Origin of the sequence: Bryobacter aggregatus MPL3 (assembly GCF_000702445.1) — a bacterium.
GTDB lineage: Bacteria > Acidobacteriota > Terriglobia > Bryobacterales > Bryobacteraceae > Bryobacter > Bryobacter aggregatus.
Genome location: NZ_JNIF01000003.1, coordinates 4131846 through 4153558, shown reverse-complemented (window position 1 = coordinate 4153558; position 21713 = coordinate 4131846). Strand labels below are relative to the sequence as shown.

Genomic DNA, 21713 nt, shown 5'->3' with positions numbered 1-21713 from the left:
TTATTGAAACTTCACTACACCCCATTTTTCCGGCACATGCATGTTGATCACTCCCTGGGGACTCCACACCCAGTTGTCTTCCTTTAAACCCTTCCGTTTCTGATATTTACCCTCGACAACATCAAGAATCCATTCCACCCGGGAGAAGTTGATCCGCCAGGATTCTCCGGGTTGGGGCGGCACAGCTTTCCGTGGCCCTCGATTGAAGGCAGTCCACGGAAACGCAATCTCCAGTGTCCAGCCGCGATCGGTATCTCGTGGATCGTTCAATGTTCCATTCAGATGCACTGCAGTCTTCAGCCCTGGAATCTCCCAACCGTTATCCGCCTTCCCACCATTCTTATAAGGCTTGTCCAGATAGAGATCCCAGCCTGTGTTCAAGGCATTCATCTCAAACTCGAAGTAATGCAGCCCATCTCCATCAGGATCAAGGAAAACCTCGAAATCATGTTCATGGAAAATCACCATGTCATGCTTGTCATAGGTAGCCCACAGGGCTGGTTCCTCAAGCTCGGCCGCGATGTAGAGATACTGATCATCCCAGGCCATCTTCACCCGGGTGCGAAACCGCGGCTTCGGCTTTGCCGCCCCTTCGATATCCACAAAATCGTCAGTCCAAGCCGCTCCACCCCATTCCTTCGGATCAAGAACTCCATCGATTTTGATTGGGTTACCAACCTTTTCACACAAGTAACTTTTAGGGGCGTCGGCCCCCGAAAGAGACGGCAAGAGGACGAGAGCAAGGAAAAGTCTCGGATTCACACTCCGATCTTAGCAACGGGCTAAAGCCGTTAAGGGGAAGTGCCGATTTCCTTGCCAGAGGCAGAATTCTACTATTTAGGCTGGGTGCAGCCGGTCTTCTGCTCAACTACCCATGACCTGTCTCTACTGCGGCAAAAAGCTTGGCTTCTTCTCGCGCTACAAGGACACTCCCTTCTGCAGCGAGGAGCATCTCCGTTCTCATCAAAATGAACTGGAGCACGCGCTCATTGAGCGGCTGGGCTCCAAGGCTGCGCCCCCCCCAGTGCCCAAGTCCGGGGCTCCGGTTCCCATTGCAGAGCGGTCCAATCTGAATCAAACTTCCGGCGAAAGCCGCAGCCGTGCATTGAAGCAGGAATCAGCGCCCGAGGAGTTGCGCGGTCCAGCGCCTCTTTGCGAGGACAGATTCCCGGAGATCCCTCCGCCCATCCCGGCCTTGGCTGTCCAGAAGCCGCTACTATCCCCCTCGACATTTGCCATCATCGTCCAGGCAGATTGCTGCACACCCGGCACCCCAGACCCAAGCCAGGTACGCAGTCTCCCGCTGCAGGAAGAGCAGTTTGAAATGGTCGCCGACGAGCCGAGTCAGCTCGCGACCGCTCTCCCATCTGCCCCGGCTTTTTCAGCCGAAGCGTTTGGAGAGCCCTGGCTCCTGTTTCCGGAAGCAGACCGGCGCGAGGCCAAGCGCTCCTTGTCTTACAGCCTGGACTTCGATCCTCTCGAGTACGAAGCGGTACCAGGTAACTTAAAACACACGCCCTTAGGCCGCCGGGAAGAGATCACGCCCCGCGTCCGCTTCCGTTATCCCTACGCCGCAAGCGAGGTCAGTTCGGCCTTCAATCATCTGGCTCGCCCGGAAAGCATTTTCACAATCGGAACGCCCGACACCTGGGACGCCATCCTTCCGGGCGACCAGCCCGCGGCCACACTCACCACCTTCACCCCATACCAAGCCGACCTCGGTTCCATCGCGCATCTCCACCTCTCGATGGAGGTGCAACTCCACGCGCATCTCCCGGCCCCTCTTCCTGCGGAGACAAGCAATCTCGCCTTCGAGGCAACAGAGCTTTCCGATGTGGCCGGTCTTCATCTGGCCTGCTCCGAGAGTTGGTGGGAAAACCGCCCTGTCCTACCGGCCGGCAATACGGCGTGGCTGGAGCGTTCTCATTGGCAACGGCTCTCGATCCCCCATCGGGTTCCCCCAGTGACCTTTCCGTCCCTCTTCCAATTGACTCCGGTTCTTCCGCCTCGGCCGGCGGCCAACCCGCGATAAACGAGAGCATGAATGTCTAACGCAGCCCGAGCCCTGAAAATCATCGAAATGCCCATGAAGCGTCAACCGGACGCTGCGGAGTCATTCGTTCCTGCGAGCTTGCCCAGTGAATCGCCCGCCGCCATTGCGGCCCGCAAGCTCGAAGCGCTCGCACATTTTCATCTGGCGCTCGACGAGTACGCTGAAGCGCTCGACGCATTCCAACGGCTGCTCAAGCTGGTCCCCACCCGTCCTGACCTGCTGATCCAGATCGTCGCCTGCATGGAACGGCTGGAACGCTGGGAGGAAGGCGCTGCCCTGCTCCAGCCCGAAGTCGAACTCCATCCGGACTGGACCGAAGCCGCTCTCGCACTGGGAATTTGCCGCCTGCACCTGAATCAACCCCAGGAGGCCTTCGAGGTCTTTAGTGCGGTCGATGCGCGATTGCCGGGAAATAGCGTCGCCAAAGAGGGAATCCGCGCGGCGCAAGCGCTGCTCGGCCCACCGTCAGCTGTGCAACCCGAGGATTGGGAACTCCAACTGCACGATCTCGCCGCAGGACAGGAGTGGGAACGGCTCCTCAAATCTTGCGAACCCTACATCGAACAGGGCGAGCCCACTGCGCATTTCTTCAATGCCTTCGCACTGGAACAAATGAGGAACTACGATTTCGCGCTCGCCGACTACGAGAAATGCCTGGAAGCGAGTCCGAACCACCGGGAAGCCCGTTACAACCTGAGCTGCCTCCTCATCCAACTCGGTAGATACGATCAGGCCGCAGATCACTTGGCCTACCTCACCAGCATCGATAGCAGCAATAGCAATGCCTGGTGGAACTATCTGCTCTCCGCCGAGTTCTGCCACCGTCATGAGGAAGCCGTTCTCGCCGCCCAAAAACTCATTCAGCTCGATGGCTACACGCCCGAGCTGCGCTTCCGGCTGGGCCTGAACTGCCTCGAGTCCGGCCGCTACGAGGAGGCGGTCCGCCACTTCGATCTGTGCTGTAGTGAGAACGAATTCTGGAGCGAAGCGCGCATCAACCTGGGCATTGCGATGCAGCGCCTGCGCAACTACAACCAGGCGCGCGCCATTCTCGAAAACGCCCTCCGGGAACAACCCTCCAGCCGGGAAGCAGCCGAAGCGCTCATCGGTCTCGAGATTGAGCTGGGGCATCTCGCGGAAGCGGTCTCGATTCTGGAAACACTGCAAAGCCGCGGGATCCCCCTCGCCTCCATTAGTTGCCGCATTGCCCGTGCCTTTGAGGCTGGCGAGCAAATGGCCCCTGCCCTTCACTACTATGAGCTCGCCTTACGTGCCGACCCCGGCTACGCGGAAGCCCTCATTTCTCTCGCCTCGCTCTTTGACCGTAGGGGGGAAGCAACCAAGGCCCAGCAATGCCGCCTGATGGCAGTTCGCCTCCAGCCCTCGATCGCCAAATCCTACTTTGGATAAGCCCATATGATCAACAGTAGCCTCTCCGGAATCCTGCAGGGCCTCATTGGCCGCGAGCAATGCCGCCAAGCCATTCTGGTCACACACGTCGGCAGCATCGTCGCCACTGCGGGTCAGGATGCCAAGCCCTTCGCCTTATCGCTCGGCCCGATTATCGCCGCAGTCTCTGGCACCGGCCGGGAACTCAGCCGTCTGCTCGGCGCGGGCGAACAATACTTCCAACTCCAACGAGGCCGGCGGCAGGATTTACTGCTCTGTCCAATGCCATGCGGCATGATCCTCGCAGCCAGCTTTCCTGCCCAAGTGGACGAGGGCCGCGTTCTCGATCTGGCCGATCAGCTCATCGAACAAATAGAAGCGCTCACTCCGGACACAGGATCCGCCAGCGAATCGCAGCCGCTCTCGCCAGAACTGCGCGACGAAGCCACATCCTTCCTCGACCAGCTCTTCCCCACTGCAGCTTGAGCACCCGCCCGCAAGTCCCGTCACGGCTACAATTGACGGAACATCCTCATGGTCAAGACTAGTTACACCGCCGCATCCGAGGACTTCCTCGCCCAGCGGCAGCTCCGCCGGCACGCAGGCGTCTGGCAACTCTGGGCTCTCGGCGTGGGCGCCGTCATCTCTGGTGATTTCTTTGGCTGGAATTTCGGTCTTGTCTCCGGCGGTTTCGGAGGCATGTTCCTCGCCCTGCTTCTCGTGACCGCCATGTATCTGGGCCTTTGTCTCTCGATTGCAGAAATGGCCGCGGCCCTGCCCCACACCGGAGGAGCCTATTCCTTCGCCCGCACCGCACTCGGTCCCTGGGGCGGTTACATCACGGGTCTCGCGGAAAATATGGAGTACATTATTACTCCCGCCGTCATTGTCGTCGGCATCGGCGGCTATCTCGGAGCCATCTTTGAAACTCCCAAATCCGCCGAACCGCTCTGGTGGCTTGGCTGCTACGCACTCTTTGTCGCGCTGAATGTTTTCGGTGTCGAGCTTTCGTTCCGCTTCTCGCTGGTCATCACCATCGCCGCACTCATCGCCCTGGTGCTGTACTGGATTTCCGTCGCCCCGCAGTTCAACTTCCAGCGTTTCGCCATGCCTGCCTTCCCCAAAGGCCTCAGTGGCGCGACAGCCTGCCTTCCCTTCGCACTCTGGTTCTACCTCGCCATCGAGCAACTCCCCCTCGCCGCCGAAGAAACCCACGACCCCGTGCGCGATATCCCACGCGGCCTCGTCTGGGGCTTCGCCACTCTCTCGGTCTGCGCCTTCCTCACGCTCACTCTCGGTGCAGGAAGTGCACCTGGCGCGGCAACCATCGGTGCATCCAATGAACCGCTCTTCCTTGGCTTCCAAGCCGCTTACGGCAATACCGCCAGCACCAAACTCCTCGCCGCCATTGCCTGCATCGGCCTGATCGCCAGCTTCCACACCATTCTCTTTGCCTACGGCCGCCAGATCTATTCGCTCTCACGGGCTGGCTATTTTCCCGTCTGGCTCTCGAAAACACACGCCACCCGTCAGACGCCTCACCGCGCACTGATCGCCGGAGCCCTTCTCGGCTTCTCCGCCGCGCTCGCCATCCAATATGCTCCGCATGATGGTCCGGTCGGCGCGATTCTCTTGAACATGGCGGTCTTTGGGGCCGTCCTCGCTTACCTCTCGCAGATGCTGAGCTATCTGGTCCTCCGCCGCCGCTTCCCGCTTCTCCACCGTCCCTACCGCAGCCCGCTCGGGCAACCGGGCGCCATCCTCAGCGGAGTCATCGCCTCGATCACCTTAATTACGCTCTTCCTCAATCCCGAATATGTCAAAGGCGTCTACGGCGCGGCGGTCTGGTTCCTGATCGGAATCATCTGGTTCGCCTTCCACGCCCGGCATCGGCTCATCCTGTCTCCTGAGGAAGAATTCGCACAAGCGCAACGGGAGAAGGCCGCATGCTGAAAACCCTCCTCGCCCACGCAAGTCCCGCCCGCTCCGGTGACGCACTCGCCGGCCTCGCCGCCTCTTCTCAGGAACAGCGCATCCGGGCCCGCATGGCGCTCGCCGCCATACCGCTCAAGCGCTTCCTCGCCGAGCCAATCATTCCCTACGAAAGCGACGAAGTCACCCGCCTTATTTGCGATTCACACGATGCCGAAGCCTTCGCGCCCATCTCGCATCTCACCGTCGGCGACTTCCGCGACTGGCTGCTCCGCACCGAAGACCTCAGCACCATTGCCGCCGGAGTCACCCCAGAAATGGCCGCCGCCGTCTCAAAACTCATGCGGCTCCAGGACCTGATCCTCGTCGCCTCCAAGTGCGAAGTCCTCACCCGCTTTCGCACCACGATTGGCCTTCGCGGCCGCCTCGCTACTCGTCTCCAGCCGAATCATCCAACCGACGATCTGCGCGGGATTGCCGCCAGCATCCTCGATGGAATTTCTCTCTCCAGCGGCGACGCCTGCATCGGCATCAATCCCGCCACCGACAGCGTCTCGACCGTCACCGCCATTCTCCGCATGCTCGATCAATTGCGCGAGCGGTTGCAACTCCCCACCCAGTCCTGCGTCCTCGCACACATCACCACTCAATTGCAGGCGCTCGCCGCAGGTGCGCCGGTCGATCTGCTCTTCCAGTCGATTGCCGGAACGGAGGCTGCCAACACCAGTTTCGGCATCAACCTCGCACTGCTCGACGAAGCGCATCAGGCCGGCCGCGAACTCCATCCCGGCGCCAATGTCATGTACTTTGAAACCGGCCAAGGCAGCGCCCTCAGCGCCAACGCCCACCACGGCGTCGACCAGCAAACCTGCGAAGCCCGCGCCTACGCCGTCGCCCGCCGCTACAGCCCTCTCCTGGTCAACACCGTCGTCGGCTTCATCGGCCCCGAATACCTCTACGACGGCAAACAGATCACCCGCGCTGGCCTCGAAGATCACTTCTGCGGCAAACTCATGGGCCTCCCGATGGGCTGTGATGTCTGCTACACGAACCATGCCGAAGCGGACCAGGACGACATCGATTCACTCCTGACCCTGCTCGGCACGGCTGGCTGCAACTTCATCATGGGCGTCCCTGGCGCCGACGACGTCATGCTCCACTACCAAAGCACCAGCTTCCAGGACGCCCTCTACCTGCGCAAGCTCTTGCACAAGAAGCCCAGCCCGGAATTTGAAGCTTGGCTCCACACCAACCCCAACCTGATCGAGCAACAGTCATGGCTCTTGACCTAAGATCATTCACCCCGGCGCGCGTCTCCCTCGGCGAGAGCATCTCAACAAGCGAGGTGCTCCGCTTCAGCCTCGATCACGCCAGGGCCCGCGATGCCGTCCACGCCGAGCTTGACCCCGCCTCGCTGCACTTTCCGCACACGCTCCTTGAGTCGGGCGCAAAAGATCGCAAAACCTTCCTTGTCCGTCCCGACCTCGGACGCCGGCTGAAAACCCAACTGACGCCCGGTCCTTACGACGCTGCAATTCTCGTTGCAGATGGCCTCTCCGCACTAGCGGTCCACCGGCACGCGGAAGCGCTGCTCGAACAACTGCTTCCCAAGTTCCACGACTGGAAGTTGTCGCCCATCTTTGTTGCAAGGCAAGCCCGTGTTGCCATCGGTGACGAAGTCGGTGCGCAGTGCCAGGCCAAACTCACCATTGTCCTCATCGGCGAGCGTCCCGGCCTCACCTCACCAGACAGCCTCGGCGCCTATATCACCTGGAATCCAGGTCCCGGCCGTACAGATGCCGACCGCAATTGCGTCTCCAATATTCGTCCCCAAGGCCTCAGTTATGCAGCCGCCGCCGAAATGCTTTTTTATCTCTGCTCAGAAGCCAAAAATCGCAGCCTGAGCGGCGTAACATTGAAAGGTGCTACACGCATTCCTGATCCCATTGGCCCTGGCGCAAATTCCTGAAGTGGCGGGAACCAGAACCGATTTCCTCCGCATGCAATCCATCGAAATCCAACTCGGCACTGGCGCCATCGCCCAACCAGGACAACAATTCACCGTCCACTACACCGGCTGGCTGACGAACGGCAAGAAGTTCGACTCCTCTCGTGACCGCAACGAACCCTTCACCTTCACCCAAGGCAAGCGACAGGTGATCGCCGGTTGGGACGCCGGCTTCGAAGGCATGCGTGTTGGCGGCAAACGCCGCCTCTTCATCCCCTATCCATTGGCTTATGGAGAAAAGGGCCGCGGGGCCATCCCGCCCAAAGCGGAGTTGATCTTCGATGTAGAACTCCTCGGCGTCCAGGACCTCACGCCCCAACCCGCCGCCCAGGATCTTCTTAATACCTTCAACAGCCTCTCCGCTCGCTTTCTCACTCTCGCACGCACGAAGGTAGACCCCAAACTTGTATGGCATGCTGCCAACCAGATCAAACTCCTCACCTGGGCAGCCCGGGACCTTCCTCCTGATGATCTCTACCAGCAGCGCGTCCAAGACTATGAAAAACGCGAGCAGGACACGGGATCCCGGCAAGACGCCATCGCTAGCTTTTCGGAAGCAGCGGCAGCACTCAAAACACAATTAACGCCTCTGCGGTCCTCTGCCCTCGACCGTGAACTCCGCGTCTTTGGCGAAGCCTCCACAGTCCGTGGCTATTACCTCCTCCTCATTACCCAACTTTCCGAAAATCTAGGCCGCCTCAGCGAGAAACCATAACCCACACGAATGACTAGAAAATGTCTCTTCCTCATTGATGTCGAACCCGATTTCCGGCATACCTCGACAGAGAGCAATTGGACCGGCAACCTCCTCGCGCTCTCTCACCTCAAAACGCTGAGAGCCAAGCTTGAGCAAAGCATCGGACGTTCTGTTCATTTCAATTGGTTCTTTCGCTTCGACCCTCAGATCGAACACACCTGGGGCCGGTCCGATTTTGTCAGGCAAGCTTGTCCGGAACTCCTCGATCAAGTCGAGGCCTGGCAGGACCATCGCGGCATGCACTGCCATCTCTGGAAATGGGACGAGGGCAACCAGCGCTGGTACAACGAATTCAACGATCCCGCCTGGGAAGAACACTGCTTCCGCACCTGTTACAACGGCTACAAGAAGACTTTCGGCGAAGCTCCCATCTCCGCGCGTATGGGAGAGCGCTGGATGTCTGAGCGCATTCCCCCGCTCATGCGGGAGCTTGGGATTCGATATGATCTCGGGGTGGAAAGCGGGATTCCTGCTGGTCCGGTCTTCGATGACCCCTACGCCACTTCACTACTTCCGGATTTCACTCCCTGCCCCCAAGTCCCATGGAATCCCAAACCTGGCGATTACAAAAGCCCGGGCGGGCCACCCGATCTCACCATGATCCCGACCACGGCCTCGAAGCCCCGGTGGATCCGCATCTACCGTTGGCCCTATTTTGAACGCCGGCAAGTGGTCATGAACCTGGTCCTCCATCCGTCCATTCTCATCGATACCTTTCGCGAAACCACCGCGCCTTTAGTGGTTGTCTTACGAGGTGCGGATCTGGCACAGCCCTGGGCTCTTAAAAATTTTCTGGAGGCAACTCCTGCGCTACTCGCGCTGAAAGACTGCGAATGGGTGAACGTCGGACAGTAGTCAAGCCTCGCGTCAGCATCAGCCTGGTCACTTACAATTCTGCAAGTTGTCTCGAAACGCTTTTCCGCTCATTGGACGCGCAGCAGGACATCAGTTGGGATGCTCATATCGTCGACAACGCCAGCGCAGATTCCTCCTGCGAAGTCGTCAAGAACTGGGGCAAGGCCCGGCTCACCCGCAATAGGGAGAATGTTGGTTTCGGCCGTGCCCACAACCAGCACCTCGGCCGGATCAGCGCGGACTACGTGCTGATCGTAAACCCGGATGTCAACCTGGCTCCAGACTTACTCGCCACCCTGGCCAATCATCTGGACAAGCATCCCGAACTTGCGGTGGTCGCCCCTCGTCTCATCGAAGGCGGAGAGACTTATCCCCCCAGCCACCGCTATCTCGGTGAAGCTCTCGCTCCCCTGGCAAACCGTCCTCGCACTCCCGGCTATGCCTGGGTCCACGGCGGCTGCTTCTTGATCCGGCGCCAGGTGTGGGAAGACCTGAACGGTTTTGATCCCGACTATTTTCTATACGCCGAGGAGGTGGATCTCTGCCTGCGCACAAGACGTGCGGGCTGGCAGATCGCCTGGAACGGCAATACCATCGCACAGCATGTGGGCCGCCACAGCATTGCTCACGAGAGCAATTACCGCCAGAAGCAACGCGAGTTCGCCGGCACTCTTCTGTTTTGGTCCAAGCACTTTGATGCCGCCACCGTCCAAAGAATGGTCAGCTACGAATACTATGCGCTAAAGCTCAGGCTCGCTCTGGGTATGGCCGGCAAGCGTCGCGACGAGTTCCAAGCCAGACACGACAGTTGCCGCAACTGGATCAGCAAACATGGCTGGGCTTTCCCATGGCGCATCATCGGTAACAGAATTCGGCAGACGTTATCCTTGCACTATGACTCGCATTGATGACGTCAGTTTCGACCTGCTCTTCCGTGACGCCCGCACTTATCCTGCATTTTTAAATAAGCCCGTGGACCACGCACTGCTCTTTCAGATCTACGATTTTATGAAGTGGGGTCCTACTTCGATGAATATGTCGCCGCTCCGCATTGTCTTCGTCACCAGTCCTGACGCCAAGGCAAAACTCAAGCCATGCCTGATGCCCGGCAATGTCGACAAAACAATGGCTGCGCCAGTAACCGCAATCTTCGCTTACGACCTTGAGTTCTACGAGAAGATGAGCAAGCTCTGGCCCCACTCCGACGCAAAAGCCTTGTTTGCAGGCAAGGCGGAAATGATTGAAGACGCCGCCTTCCGCAACGCCACACTCCAAGCTGCCTACTTCATGATCGCGGCGCGCGGGCTCGGCCTCGATTGCGGCCCCATGTCCGGATTCCACCGAGACGCCGCCGACGCAGCTTTCTTGGCTGGCACTCCCTATCGTTCGAATTTCCTCTGCAACCTCGGCTATGGCGACAAATCAAAGCTCTATCCTCGCGCCCCACGTCTCGACTTCGATGAAGTAGCCACCATCATCTAGCCACGAGATAAAGGGCAAAACCAGACTTTCTGGCAAGCTCGCTCGCCTTCTGATCTTCCACTCTGGCAGCAGCCTCATTCGGCTGCTGCCGCAATACCTGGGCTAACGCTCGTCTGGCCCGGATCTCATGCAGCACGGCCTGATGGCTCCGCATCTCTTCCAGCGCCGTACGCAACACCGCAGCGCCCCTCACCGGTGCGGTAAAAATCGCAACATCCCACTGGCACTTCCGGCACTCCAGATTCGACCTGTCCGCTAGTACTTCATCTGCCACGCTGCTCGCTTCCGCATTCCGGTTCTGCTGCGCCAGTGCAGTCACCAGCATCGCTTGATCATCGGTTGAGTCGGAATGCAAACGCAGATACCGCTCCGCTTCAATCGCATTCCCATCCTCGAGCCAGAGTTCCGCCATCACCCGATCGATGGCATGCCGGTCTTTCGCGTTGCCGCTCTTTTTGACGAAGCCATTCGCCTGGGCCAGCAAAGCCTCCGCCTCTTTCCGTTGCCCTCGAACCAGAAACCATCTCGCCTTCAGCACGAGCATATTCGGCAATGCAAGCACAGCGCCGGCCTCTCGCTCCAAACGAATCGCTTCGTCAAAATAGAGCCCGGCCTCCCCCACTTTTCCCAGGTCGAGAGAGAGCAGCCCCTTGTTCATCAGCACGATCCCCAGATCCTGCCGGGCGCCCATCGCTCGCGCTTCCGCCTCAGCCTTCTCGTAAGACTCCTGTGCTTTCTCAAACTCGCCTTGGGCCTGCCACATCACCGCGCTGTTCAGCCATCCGAAGGTCAGCCCAGCGCGGTCGGACATTTCCGCCGCAATGGCCAAGCGTTCCTCAAGCAGCTTCAGCGCCTCCAGATAGTTGCCGCGATCTTTCGCCAGAAGAGCTAGATTTCCCACCGTCATCCCAATTCCCCGCTGGTCGCCGATCTTCCGCTTGATCGCGAGCGACTGCTCGTAATGCTGTTTGGCTCCAGCCAAATTTCCCTCACGGAGCAGTAAACCACCGAGATTGTTATAGATTCGCGAATGTCCCACTTCGTCCCCAAGCCGCTCGTACAACGCCGCGGCCCGTTCCCAATCCAACTTGGCGCCCCGCGCGTCCCCCAGTCGAAAACGCGATACTCCCGACAAGGTCCAGCCGCGAGCCTCTGCCGTCAGAGATCCCTGCCTGCGCGCATCGGCAATCGCACGGCGGCTCACTTGCCCGGCCCGCTTGAAGTCATTGATGGTTTCCGCCGCTGCGGCCTCAACCAGATCGGCCCGCGCATCTCCTTTGGGAAGCTTTGCAACCTGCGCGAGCGCCGCGCTCCCTTTGCCGGCCTTCGTCATCGCTATCAACAGCCGCAAGCGATACTCAGGCTCGTCGGGATAGTCCTGCAACAAGGCTTCGTAGATCCGCTCCACACCATTCCAATCCCGATTCGCTTCCCGAAAACGAGCCTCGATTAGCAGACGATCCGATCGCGGCAAATCCGTAGCAAGGTCAAAAGCCTTGCGGGCTTCCATCTTCGACTGTGCGTCAAATCCGAGTGAGGCATAGAGATCCGCTAACGCCGCATGAGCCATCGCAAAATCCGGATCGGCGGCAACCGCCTGTTGGAGCTTCTCCCGTCCCCCAACAGGATCAAAACTCCGAATCAGATCGAGCCCCATCGCATAATTCCGAATCGCCGCAAACGGAATGAGCCTCCGCTCCTGGACGGCAACAATTTTCCCTGGAGCAAGAATCTCGTTCACCTGCCTTCCCATCCCGGAGACCAGGCTCACAAATTCAGGCTCCAGTCCATTCCTCCGCACCGACTGGATCACCCGGCCCGAACCAACATCCTGCACATGAAGGGCAAAGCGAAGCTGGCGCGGCTCCCCGGAAATCTCATACATCCCGCTGAGGACGAAGTCACTCTGGATACTCCCCGCCAGCCGGCGCAAGACCCCGGCGGAGTAGATCTCCTGTTCTTCCAGCCCTAGCTCCGTCTTCGCTCGAGCAACGGTCTCGCTAGGCAACAACCGGAACTGCTCTGCCTGTCTCAGTTCTGCGCCCAATATCTCGACGAAGCCCGTCGAGAGCCACTGATCAGACGCGGCTCCAGACGAGTTCCGCAATCCCAGAATGGCGATGCTCTTGCGCGGCTTCTCCGCGCCCCAGGTCGAATACACAGACCAAGCTCCGGACACGGCAACCGCCAGAAACAAGGCAGCCACCAAACCCGGCCAACCCGCATAACTCGGCGCTTCTTCAGCTTCAAGAACTTCCAGCACCTGTTCCACTTTGCCAAAGCGCTCTGCGGGATTCGGCGCCAAACACCCTAAAATCGCCTTCTTCCACCGGCGCTCCAATCCGGACAACTCCTGCCGCAAACTCGCAACAGACTCTCCCACCAGAGGCCGTCGCCCCCCTAAGATCTCAACCAGCAGGGCGCCAAGTGCCGTCTGATCATCCTCCCCAGGGAACGCCAATCCGAATCCGGTCAGCACAACACGCGGCGTGCTTTCCCCCTTGGTCTCCACAAGAATCACGTCTGCACTCTTCAGATCCCCATGTAGCAACCCGATATGATGCGCGGCAGCCAGGCCTGCAACAATCTGCTTCACCAACGGCAAGGCGGCATCGCTGCCGAGCGGCCCATTCCTCTTGAGAAACGCACTCAGCCGTTCTCCTCCAAGAAACTCCGACGACAAAAAGCTACTCTGTCCCAAACCTGGAATCTCACACAAGCCCAGATCAAACACCCGGCACACATTCGGATGATTCACGCTCCGGATCAGTGGAACGCACTTCTCAAGATGTGCCCGCGCCGGTCCGGAAAGCGCCGAATCAGGGCCAAAAACTCTCAGCGCGACGGTCTCACCAAGCTCCCGGTCTTCCGCCTCATACAGCTCCCCGCCAAGACACCGCACAATGCGAAAACGTCCTCCCACCCAATCATTCGCATTGATAAAACTGCGATGCGAGCTATGTTGCCAGTCATCCATCATGAGGTCTCCACATTCTACTTGTTCATAAGATAAACTCGGCAACCGATGACCCTTCGCTTGTTATCTCTCTTCGCATTCACCACCTTGTCGGTTGCTCAAGGTCCGATCGTCCGCATTGAGAAGCCCATGCCCCCTCCAGACTGGGCTCTGATGGAAAGAGCTTTACTGAAGGCCAACTCCGATGCCGCCCGGGCGTTCTACCGGCGCTATGTCGATGAGCAGGGCATGCTGCTCCATACGCCCCGCTGGGGCACGCTCGACGGCCCGGACGACGCCATCGAAACCTTCTATAACTGGACGCTGCTCCACGCCCTCGGCGGCGATGACGACATCCTCGACATGTACAACAAAGCCCAGGAAGGTCACTGGAAGCAATACAACCAACTCCGGACCAAACTCACAAAGCTAGCAGAGAATGGCGCTTACTACAAAGAGTTCATCACTATGTCCGACTGGTTCCACACCGGCGAAGGCATGCGCTCCTTCCTCCTGGCCGGTCTCTCGAAACCCAACGACGAACTCTACCAACACCGCACCAAACGCTTCGCTGGTATGTATATGAACGAAGATCCGGAAGCTCCGAACTACGACCCGAAGCTCCGCATCATCAAAAGCATCTGGAATGGTTCCAAAGGTCCCATGCTCAGCAAAGCTACGGTCTACGACTGGGTCGGCGATCCAGTCCCTGGCAGCTTCCATCTCCTGCACAACCCGGCCAAGCGCGCGGCCACTCTCGATATGGCAAAGTATTACCCGAAGATGCTCGCTCACTGCGCCGAGTATCTCGACTCGGCCGGGGATATCCATCTGAACCTCGCGGCAACCACTCTCGGGTTGAATGCCTTCATGTTGAGTAGCGACGCAAAGTATAAGAATTGGGCCTTAGACTACGCAAATGCCTGGAAGGAACGCGCGGCCGCAACAGGCGGCATGATTCCCTCCAACATCGGCCTCGACGGCAAACTGGGCGGCGAGCACAACGGCCAATGGTGGAAGGGCACCTACGGCTGGAACTTCACGATCTTCGACGGCGAACTCGAACAGATCGCGCACCGCAACTACTTCATGCATGGCGCCTGGCCCGGCTTCGCCAACGCCCTGCTCCTCAGCGGCGACCAGAGCTACATCGACGTTCTCCGCAAACAGATGCAATTGCTCTACGCCAACAAGAAGACCGAGAACGGGAAAACGCTCTACCCGCAAATGTATGGCGACCCACGCGGCTACAAGTTCGACGGCAAGCCCGAGTGGTATCACTTCACGGAGAACTCCTTCTCCGATCGCATGACCGAGATTTATCTCTGGTCGATGAACCGCGAAGATCTCAACCGCATCCCCACCAAACCCGCCTGGCTCGATTACCTCGAAGGCAAAGACGCCTCCTACCCCACCGCCGCCCTCACTAAGGGCTTCTCCTCAATCCGCAAAAATCTCAAGGAAATGGAGAACGACGCAACCACCGCGGACACCCGCTTGGCCGACTATCTGCTCGAAATGCAACCCGTCACCACAGACGCGCTACTCAACCTCACCACGGGCGGCTATTTCTCGAACGGACGCATCTGGATCCTGCACTCCCGCTTCCGCTACTTCGACCCCGAACGCCGCCGTGCCGGTCTCCCCCAGGACGTCGCGGCGTTGGTCGACAAACTGGAAGCAAGCGCCGCCAGCGTCACGCTGGTCAACACCAATCAACTCGAGCCACGCAGCCTGGTCATCCAGGCCGGTGGCTACGGAGAACACCAGTTTGAAAGCGTCACCATTGACGGAAAGGCAACTCCCATCAACGGCCGCCACATGACCCTGAAGCTCGCGCCCGGTGCCGGCGTCAAGCTGAACTTCGCGATGGCGCGCTACAAGAACGCGCCCACCTTCCACTTCCCCTGGGACTAGGCTATAGCGGTTGAATCTGCTCGCGAACCGTATCGAAGTTCAAGCGTCGCTTCTGCATATAGGCAATATTGCCCAGATGCGACGCTTGGGCAGAGCGGTGCCCGATCAACACATCGCCGTTCGGACGCTTACGGCTGCGCACACACTCAATGAAGTTGTTCACATGGTCGGCATCAAGATCGCTCATCCGCTGGACGGTCACCGGAGTCGCGCCCCGGCCCGCAGGCGTAAACGTATACTGGCGGCGATCGATCAACAGCCGGCCTTCGGTCCCACAGAACTCAATCCCTTCACCGGTCACACCCGGTGCCAGCGTCGCCTCAAAGGTCGCCGTCATCTCGCTCGGATACTCGAGCAATACGCTGATCGTATCGGGCGCCGTGCGGCCATCCTTATAGTGATAGACCCCACCGGCAGCAACCGCCGCACTCGGAATCTCTTGTCCCGTGAACATGTGCACCACGTCGATCCAGTGCGTGAATAAGTCCGTCACCTGCCCGCCACCAAAATCAAGATAAGCGCGCCAATTCCAGAACTGCTGCGGATCCCAATCTCTCCACTTCAGCGGGCCCAGAAAGCGAGCCCAATCGAGATTGCTCGGCTGCTGCTGCAACGAGGCGGGAGCCCGCCGCAAATGATACGTATTCCCATGCCACCAGGTCCGGGCGAGCGTGATCTTGCCCAGCCGCTTGGTGTCCATGTACTCCTGCTTCGCCTGCAAGTAATGCTTGCCCGAGCGCTGCTGCATGCCCACCTGGCAGATGCGATTGTTCACCCGCGCCGCCTTCACCACCAGCGGGCCTTCTTCAATCGTCAAAGTCAGCGGCTTCTCGACGTAGACATCCTTGCCCGCGTTCAACGCATCGATGGCGGTCTGCGCATGCCAGTGATCGGGGGTACCGATCAGCACCATGTCCACATCCTTCATCTCGAGCAGCTTGCGATGGTCGCTGAAGCTCTTCGCATTCGGAGCCTTCTGCTTCGCCTTATCGATCGATTCGGCATAGACATCGCAAACGGCCACCACGTCGACCGTCGGGTCCAATTGGAACTTGCCCATGTCCCCACGGCCACGCTCGCCCGCGCCGATCACACCGAGGCGCAACTTCTCATTAGCGCCGTAAACACGGCTATAGGACAATGCGGTCATCGCTGCAGCGCCGCGCAAAAGATTACGCCGGCTGGTGGGATTCAACAGAGAATTCTCGTTCATATTTACCTACCGTTCAATGATTGGACGAAGCGGGCGCCAATAAATATTCTTGTAAGCGACTGGCCCATGGTCGCCTTGCAGCATCAGCGGATTCTCGGCCGCCTCCGGAAGATTCATCGCCGCACGCGTCGGTCCATCCACCTCGACATCAGTCTGGATCGTGAACCCGTTGTGCACCACACGCAGGAACTTCGCATTCTCCGTCTTCTTCCCGCTCGCATCAAAACGAGGTCCGCGGAAAGCAATGTAGAAGGACTGCCACTGCCCCGGAGGACGCGAAGCATTCAGTCTCGGCGCAGATCCGCCCACGCCCTTCTCGTTGATCCAGCGATGATAGATCCCGCCGCAATCCGACGACGTCACCTTCTCATCGGAAGCCCAGCTATCAAACACCTGCACCTCATACAAGCCATGCAGATACACGCCCGAGTTCGACCCCTTCGCCACCATGAACTCGACATAGAGTTCCAAATCGCCAAACTTCTGATCGGTGACAAAGTTCGCCGTACGGCCCGTGGGGCCATTGATCATCGATCCGCCCGGAACCGCGCCAGGCACCGCACGCAAGCGCGTCGGCCCCAGCAAACGATCCCACAACACGCCGGTTGTCGTGATCCATTCGCTCTTCGCATTCCGGTCGCCATGCCACCCGCTCAGGTCCGTGCCATTCAGCAGCGGCTTCCAGCCGTCCTCTAGCAGATAGGGAGCATCGCCATGCATCTCGCCGTCGTTTAACTCTGGGCGCTTCTGCGCCATCAGGCCCGCGACAAGCAACAGGCCAACAATCATCGTACGCACCCTGCTAGTCTATTCCAAAGCTTCTAGCTGCGTGCATGCTGGCTCAGGTGCGGCGCCTGGTAGCGCACCCCAAGATGAGGGGTCTCGAGAAGCTTGCTTCCCGCCGCTCGCGACTTCAAACAACTCTCGAGCATGCCGCTCACGATCAAAGTCCGCGCTGCCGGATACGGCGCGCGCCCGGTCGCAAACATCTCTTCAATCTTGCTCACCAGGCAAGCCGAATAGGTCACCTGCGGCACCGGGGTCAGCAAAAACTGGCAAGCCTTCACCTCGCCGCCACGCAAACGGGCTGCAAAGTTATAGTCCGTCACCGCGCCATTCAGCATCAGCAAGGTCGTCTTCAATCCATCCCGATGCTCAATAAAATAAGCGGCCGGTTTCGTCACCAGTTTGTACAGCTCTCCATTGCCCACCAGATCCTGCGGCCGGCCATCAAGCACACTCAAACCTTGCGGCGTATCGCTGCGCGACAAGGCAGAGCGCAACAATTCCTTCGAGTAACGCCCCTCTTCTCCAGCCTTCCAAACCGCGTCGCCCTCGATCATCTGCACAGACTTCACACCGCTCTCGCCGCCGCGTCTGCGTTCAATCATGCACTGCATCGCCTCGAGCGCGTGATAATCCATCGGATCCGATCCGCCCACGCCCACCATCAGCGCGCTCTCGATCTCGCAGCCCAGAGGCAATTCGACATCCGGCAAGCGCCAGGTCACCGGCAACGACGACCCAGCCAGCAACGGAAACTTCAGACGCGCCGCCGCATCCACCATCCACTTTGCTTTCTCGAAGTTGTAGGACAGGTGCTTATCGTTATAGACCGGCACGACGCGCCCGTCCTTCTCGAAGACATCCACCACCTGCTTGAAAAACTCATAGCGCGGATACAGCACCTGGCCGAGTTCATTGCGCGGATAGTCACCATGCTCACAGATGATCAACACCGCATCGACAGCCAGCTTGTCCGTCCCGCAACGCAAGGCTTCTGCGATGGTCGGATACACCTGGAAACCAAACTCTTGAGCCCGTGCTCCACTCAAATCCCCTTCGGGCTTCTGGTCCACATACAGCGAGACAATCTTCATGTCCGGCTGATGCCACGCACCGGCAACTGGGTAGCCCACCAGAAAGCGATCCGCCATGTGCTGGACATGCGACAGATAGCGATAAATTGAACCAACGACGCAGATTCTTTTCACTTAAGTTCTCCAGTAGGTCGACTGCTTCGGTGCTTGGTACTTGATGCTCAGATGCGGCGTATCGAATCGAACTTGTTTGCGATACAAACTCTCGACACCCGCCGCCGTCAAGCCCGTCGTCAGCAGTGTGCGCTCCAGCGGATAAGTCGGCTTGCCGGTCAAGAACATCGGCTCCATGTTCGCCACCAGCGGACTAAAGAAACTCGCTGTCGTCGTCCGGCCATCGGGCATCGGCAAATACATCTGCGTCGAAAACAACCCGCTATCGAGGCGCGCTGCAAAGTTGAAGTCCCGCAGCAGGCCGCTCATCAGAATCATCGTGCTCATCAGCCCATCGGCATGTTCATAGCGATAAGCAACCGGATCTTTCACCAGCTTCTTCATCTCATCGAGGGTCGGCAGCACATCATTGAAACCGGGCCGCGGCTGCACCAGCGTATGGCTCCGTGACAACGCCGACTGCATCAGATCACGCGGCCAAACCTTGTCGGCATAAGCCTTCCAGAAGCTCTCGCCGCGATAAGCCTGCACCCACTTCACGCCGCTCTCGCCGCCATTGCGGCGCTCCACCATACACTGCAGCGTCTCGAGGCCATGGAAGTCATAGCTATCCACGCCGCCATAGCAAATACACATCGCCTCTTGGATCTTCGACCCCAGCGGCATCTCCAGCGAAGGCGTGCGATAAGTCACCGGCAAACTGGAGCCTGCCATCATCGCAAAGCCCATCGACTTCGAGGTGTCGTACATCTCCTTCGACCAGTCCCAGTTCCACGACAAATGCTTATCGTTGAAAATCGGCACAGACCGCCCACTGTCACGAAACACCTTCACAATCTCTTGGAAGAACTCATAACGCGGATACTTCGTCTGGCCCTTCTCGTTGCGATCGTACTGGCCATGCTCGCCCACCAGCACCACGCCATCGACAGCCAGCTTCGAGCCGCCAAGCGTCAGCGCCTCGGCAATCGTCGGAAACATCTTCATCGACGGATGTCGCTTGGCACGCTCCGCACTCAGATCCGTATCTCCAATCTGATTCACATACAGCGAAACCAGATCCATCTCCGGCCGATGGTGTGTCCCGTTCCAACCATAGCCATCGAGAAAACGATCCACGATGTGCTGCGTGTGGGAATGCTTAAAAAAGACCGTGGTGATAGCTGCCAGCTTCGGTCTCCGCCCCTGTGCCAACAGAGGAAGACCACCAGCACCCGCCAAAAGGCCGCGACGACTCAACCTGTCAGTGCTCATAAGGAAGCCCCATTATAAACTTCTAGTCAGATGTCAAGTCTGAAACTGCTGCTCATCCCATTCCTGCTTCTGGCAACCGTGAGTGAAAAAGCACAAAAGCTCCACAACGATGCCTTTGTCTTTGATGCCCACGTGCACGTCATCAACCGGCAGTTCTATCACGGCGGCGACATCGGCACCCGTGTCAGCGACGGCCAATTCGATTTGCCACGCGCCAAGCAAGGCGGCGTCGACGCGATGTTCTTCTCCATCTTTGTCACCGAGGATTACTACCCGCAGCGCCTTGAAACCAAGCAAACCTTCCGACTCATCGATCTCGCGCTCACACAGCTCGAACGGAACAAAGCCACCATCGAGTTAGCGCGCAACGCGAACGACATCGACCGCATCCACCGTTCGGGCAAGATCGCTGCCGTCCTCGACCTCGAAGGTGGCTTCGATCTCGATGGCGATCTCGGCATTCTGCGCGACCTCTACCGCCTCGGTCTGCGCTCCGCGCAACTCTCGGCGCACAACTGGGCCAACAACTTCGCCGATTCCTGCTGCTCGAAGCCCAAGTACAACGGCCTCAACGAGCGCGGCCGCGCCGTCATTGCGGAGATGAATCGTCTCGGCATGGTCATCAACGTCTCGCACGCCTCGGACGAAAGCATCTCGCAGGCCATTGACCTGAGCAAAGCTCCGGTCGTCGCCACGCACCACGGTCTGCGGATGATCAACAACATCCCCCGCAACATGCCCGAAGCCCTCATGCGCAAGCTCGCGGCAAAGGGCGGTGTGATCGGCTTCCAGATCGGCAACGAGTTCCACAATCGCAAAGCCTTCGACTGGCGCACTCAGCATGCGGGCAAGCCCTTCTGGGACACCACCGACATTGCCAAGCGGGAGAAGACGATGAGCATTGAGGAGATCGACAAGCACGTTGCACCGCAATTCCCGATGGTCGGTCTCAACATGCCAGACGAGGTGCTCTTTGGCCCTGAAGACTGGATCGCGGTCGTAGAAAAGGCAATCGCAATCATCGGCGAAGACCACGTCGCCTTAGGTTCCGATTTCGACGGAGGCCCCACACTCCCGCGCGGCATGCACGACATCTCCGATCTCCCGATGTTGACCGAAGCGATGCTCAAGCGAGGCTGGAGCGAAAGCCGCATCCGCAAATTCCTCGGAGGCAACATGCTCCGCGTCTTCCGTGAAATCACAAAGTAGCGCGTTTCTAGTCGTTCACCTCAGTACCGTATGGTTTCATGTCAGAGGTCAGAAATGTCTTTGGAAATTCGCCAGACCCGACGAGCGTGAAATCAGGAAATCGTTTATACCAATCACCGTCACGATAGAGATCCAGCCATCTCGAAATCCTTCGATCAGGTGGTTCAGAATTCCCTCAGGAAGCCTTCGTCCACCGGCCAAGAACCGCCTTGCGCGCACTCTCGCTCCGCTGCTCAGGCGTCATTGAGCAGCCCGCGCAGGACCGCCGTGCAATCCGAGCGCCACTGCTGCGGCATCTTTGCTCTTCATGCTTCCATGATGCGGACCAGTCCCGAAGCTTCAACAACCCCTCCCTCCCCGAAACTCGCATTTCCCCCCAAGATGCGCTACCCTACAAGTTTGGATATTTCGACAAGATGAACACGAAGCACGTAAAAGACAGAGACGAACGTAAGAAGCTGAAGCGCGCCGCCCGCAAGGCAGCCCCTGCCATCACCGGACGCGGCCCCGGCGTGGATCGCGGTTCCCAAAAGAAAAAAGTGAAGAAAATCGTGAAGGGCCAGTCGCGCAAGCGCTAAGTTTCCTTCTCCAAAAGACATGCATCCCGACCGGGCCTCCCCTCCGAGCCTGCTAGGGATGCAAAGCGGGCCAGCGGCGCCTCCACGCCACTGGCCCTTTTTGCGTTTCCATTGAC

The 21713-nt window shown here is 58.9% G+C and carries 18 protein-coding genes and 1 pseudogene; 13 read left to right on the top strand and 6 right to left on the bottom strand.

Going from position 1 to position 21713, the window contains the following annotated elements; genetic code table 11:
• Window positions 1-690 carry a carbohydrate-binding family 9-like protein gene (locus M017_RS0119210; protein WP_238325950.1) on the bottom strand — a complete coding sequence of 230 codons (690 nt, stop codon included), beginning with the start codon at window positions 688-690 and terminating at the stop codon, window positions 1-3.
• A 184-nt stretch (window positions 691-874) separates the two neighbouring features.
• On the opposite strand from M017_RS0119210, the gene M017_RS0119205 reads away from it, so the two are divergent.
• The 10 genes and pseudogenes from M017_RS0119205 (at window position 875) to M017_RS0119160 (ending at window position 10476) form a co-directional block, all read left to right on the top strand.
• Window positions 875-2032, top strand: coding sequence for a hypothetical protein (locus M017_RS0119205; protein WP_031499779.1), 1158 nt, complete (start codon window positions 875-877; stop codon window positions 2030-2032).
• A 12-nt stretch (window positions 2033-2044) separates the two neighbouring features.
• Window positions 2045-3463, top strand: a complete 1419-nt coding sequence (locus M017_RS0119200; RefSeq protein WP_080507949.1) for a tetratricopeptide repeat protein — start codon at window positions 2045-2047, stop codon at window positions 3461-3463.
• Window positions 3464-3469: 6 nt separating this feature from the next.
• Complete coding sequence (locus tag M017_RS0119195; protein WP_031499777.1) at window positions 3470-3928, top strand: roadblock/LC7 domain-containing protein; 459 nt, start codon at window positions 3470-3472, stop codon at window positions 3926-3928.
• A 48-nt stretch (window positions 3929-3976) separates the two neighbouring features.
• Window positions 3977-5395 carry an amino acid permease gene (locus tag M017_RS0119190; RefSeq protein ID WP_035957882.1) on the top strand — a complete coding sequence of 473 codons (1419 nt, stop codon included), beginning with the start codon at window positions 3977-3979 and terminating at the stop codon, window positions 5393-5395.
• On the top strand, window positions 5389-6666 hold the full coding sequence (locus M017_RS0119185; protein WP_051670502.1) for an ethanolamine ammonia-lyase subunit EutB: 1278 nt from the start codon (window positions 5389-5391) through the stop codon (window positions 6664-6666). The genes M017_RS0119190 and M017_RS0119185 overlap by 7 nt, the downstream gene beginning before the upstream one ends.
• Window positions 6651-7343: an ethanolamine ammonia-lyase subunit EutC gene (gene eutC / locus M017_RS0119180; protein ID WP_031499774.1), complete on the top strand. Its 693-nt coding sequence runs from the start codon at window positions 6651-6653 to the stop codon at window positions 7341-7343. The genes M017_RS0119185 and eutC overlap by 16 nt, the downstream gene beginning before the upstream one ends.
• Window positions 7344-7374: 31 nt before the next feature.
• A pseudogene (locus M017_RS30785) lies at window positions 7375-7686 on the top strand (FKBP-type peptidyl-prolyl cis-trans isomerase); the annotation flags it as partial.
• Between the two features lie 420 nt (window positions 7687-8106).
• Window positions 8107-8994, top strand: a complete 888-nt coding sequence (locus M017_RS0119170; RefSeq protein ID WP_031499772.1) for a hypothetical protein — start codon at window positions 8107-8109, stop codon at window positions 8992-8994.
• Complete coding sequence (locus M017_RS0119165) at window positions 8973-9902, top strand: glycosyltransferase family 2 protein (protein WP_031499771.1); 930 nt, start codon at window positions 8973-8975, stop codon at window positions 9900-9902. The genes M017_RS0119170 and M017_RS0119165 overlap by 22 nt, the downstream gene beginning before the upstream one ends.
• Entirely contained in the window at window positions 9889-10476 is a 588-nt protein-coding gene (locus tag M017_RS0119160) for a malonic semialdehyde reductase (RefSeq protein WP_031499770.1), read from the top strand. Before M017_RS0119165 ends, M017_RS0119160 begins: the two co-directional genes overlap by 14 nt.
• Here M017_RS0119160 and M017_RS0119155 read toward each other — a convergent pair.
• Window positions 10469-13453 carry a tetratricopeptide repeat protein gene (locus M017_RS0119155; RefSeq protein WP_162179981.1) on the bottom strand — a complete coding sequence of 995 codons (2985 nt, stop codon included), beginning with the start codon at window positions 13451-13453 and terminating at the stop codon, window positions 10469-10471. The genes M017_RS0119160 and M017_RS0119155 overlap by 8 nt on opposite strands.
• Window positions 13454-13501: 48 nt before the next feature.
• Between M017_RS0119155 and M017_RS0119150 the strand changes: the two genes are divergently transcribed.
• Window positions 13502-15349 (top strand): DUF8034 domain-containing protein, encoded by a 1848-nt coding sequence (locus M017_RS0119150; RefSeq protein ID WP_031499768.1) that lies wholly within the window; start codon window positions 13502-13504, stop codon window positions 15347-15349.
• A gap of 1 nt (window position 15350) precedes the next feature.
• Here M017_RS0119150 and M017_RS0119145 read toward each other — a convergent pair whose 3' ends face one another.
• From M017_RS0119145 to M017_RS0119130, 4 genes are read right to left on the bottom strand one after another with little or no spacing between them, the layout of a single operon-like run.
• Window positions 15351-16562, bottom strand: coding sequence for a Gfo/Idh/MocA family protein (locus M017_RS0119145; protein ID WP_035957881.1), 1212 nt, complete (start codon window positions 16560-16562; stop codon window positions 15351-15353).
• A 6-nt stretch (window positions 16563-16568) separates the two neighbouring features.
• Window positions 16569-17351: a 3-keto-disaccharide hydrolase gene (locus M017_RS0119140; protein WP_051670500.1), complete on the bottom strand. Its 783-nt coding sequence runs from the start codon at window positions 17349-17351 to the stop codon at window positions 16569-16571.
• Window positions 17352-17383: 32 nt separating this feature from the next.
• Entirely contained in the window at window positions 17384-18556 is a 1173-nt protein-coding gene (locus M017_RS0119135; protein WP_035957880.1) for a hypothetical protein, read from the bottom strand.
• Complete coding sequence (locus tag M017_RS0119130; protein ID WP_238325948.1) at window positions 18557-19795, bottom strand: hypothetical protein; 1239 nt, start codon at window positions 19793-19795, stop codon at window positions 18557-18559.
• A 45-nt stretch (window positions 19796-19840) separates the two neighbouring features.
• Here M017_RS0119130 and M017_RS0119125 point away from each other — a divergent pair, with 45 nt between their 5' ends.
• On the top strand, window positions 19841-21019 hold the full coding sequence (locus M017_RS0119125) for a dipeptidase (RefSeq protein WP_051670498.1): 1179 nt from the start codon (window positions 19841-19843) through the stop codon (window positions 21017-21019).
• Between the two features lie 416 nt (window positions 21020-21435).
• Window positions 21436-21597 (top strand): hypothetical protein, encoded by a 162-nt coding sequence (locus M017_RS29970; RefSeq protein WP_202901669.1) that lies wholly within the window; start codon window positions 21436-21438, stop codon window positions 21595-21597.
• Window positions 21598-21713 lie beyond the last annotated feature (116 nt).

Excerpts from the sequence above, each read along its gene's own strand:
- M017_RS0119205 (WP_031499779.1), top strand. The coding sequence starts at position 875 with ATGACCTGTCTCTACTGCGGCAAAAAGCTTGGCTTCTTCTCGCGCTAC.
- M017_RS0119200 (WP_080507949.1), top strand. The coding sequence starts at position 2,045 with ATGTCTAACGCAGCCCGAGCCCTGAAAATCATCGAAATGCCCATGAAG.
- M017_RS0119195 (WP_031499777.1), top strand. The coding sequence starts at position 3,470 with ATGATCAACAGTAGCCTCTCCGGAATCCTGCAGGGCCTCATTGGCCGC.
- M017_RS0119190 (WP_035957882.1), top strand. The coding sequence starts at position 3,977 with ATGGTCAAGACTAGTTACACCGCCGCATCCGAGGACTTCCTCGCCCAG.
- M017_RS0119185 (WP_051670502.1), top strand. The coding sequence starts at position 5,389 with ATGCTGAAAACCCTCCTCGCCCACGCAAGTCCCGCCCGCTCCGGTGAC.
- eutC (WP_031499774.1), top strand. The coding sequence starts at position 6,651 with ATGGCTCTTGACCTAAGATCATTCACCCCGGCGCGCGTCTCCCTCGGC.
- M017_RS0119170 (WP_031499772.1), top strand. The coding sequence starts at position 8,107 with ATGACTAGAAAATGTCTCTTCCTCATTGATGTCGAACCCGATTTCCGG.
- M017_RS0119165 (WP_031499771.1), top strand. The coding sequence starts at position 8,973 with ATGGGTGAACGTCGGACAGTAGTCAAGCCTCGCGTCAGCATCAGCCTG.
- M017_RS0119160 (WP_031499770.1), top strand. The coding sequence starts at position 9,889 with ATGACTCGCATTGATGACGTCAGTTTCGACCTGCTCTTCCGTGACGCC.
- M017_RS0119155 (WP_162179981.1), bottom strand. The coding sequence starts at position 13,453 with ATGGATGACTGGCAACATAGCTCGCATCGCAGTTTTATCAATGCGAAT.
- M017_RS0119150 (WP_031499768.1), top strand. The coding sequence starts at position 13,502 with ATGACCCTTCGCTTGTTATCTCTCTTCGCATTCACCACCTTGTCGGTT.
- M017_RS0119145 (WP_035957881.1), bottom strand. The coding sequence starts at position 16,562 with ATGAACGAGAATTCTCTGTTGAATCCCACCAGCCGGCGTAATCTTTTG.
- M017_RS0119140 (WP_051670500.1), bottom strand. The coding sequence starts at position 17,351 with ATGATTGTTGGCCTGTTGCTTGTCGCGGGCCTGATGGCGCAGAAGCGC.
- M017_RS0119125 (WP_051670498.1), top strand. The coding sequence starts at position 19,841 with ATGTCAAGTCTGAAACTGCTGCTCATCCCATTCCTGCTTCTGGCAACC.
- M017_RS29970 (WP_202901669.1), top strand. The coding sequence starts at position 21,436 with ATGAACACGAAGCACGTAAAAGACAGAGACGAACGTAAGAAGCTGAAG.